Raw genomic sequence first — 451 nt, forward strand, 5'->3', positions numbered from 1 at the left:
TGGTAAGTCGGGATGACCCCCTAGCCGAAACAGTGCTCTACCCCCGAAGATGAATTCACGAGGCGCTACCTAAATAGCTTTCGGGGAGAACCAGCTATCTCCCGGTTTGATTGGCCTTTCACCCCCAGCCACAAGTCATCCGCTAATTTTTCAACATTAGTCGGTTCGGTCCTCCAGTTAGTGTTACCCAACCTTCAACCTGCCCATGGCTAGATCACCGGGTTTCGGGTCTATACCCTGCAACTTAACGCCCAGTTAAGACTCGGTTTCCCTGCGGCTCCCCTATACGGTTAACCTTGCTACAGAATATAAGTCGCTGACCCATTATACAAAAGGTACGCAGTCACACCCGAAGGTGCTCCCACTGCTTGTACGTACACGGTTTCAGGTTCTTTTTCACTCCCCTCGCCGGGGTTCTTTTCGCCTTTCCCTCACGGTACTGGTTCACTAT

The 451-nt window shown here is 51.7% G+C and carries 1 rRNA gene; it reads right to left on the reverse strand.

The features are described 5' to 3' along the window. Positions 1 to 451 (reverse strand): 23S ribosomal RNA (locus M3234_RS28915); the annotation flags it as partial.

This window comes from Neobacillus niacini, from assembly GCF_023715785.1.
GTDB classification, from domain to species: domain Bacteria; phylum Bacillota; class Bacilli; order Bacillales; family Cytobacillaceae; genus Neobacillus; species Neobacillus niacini_E.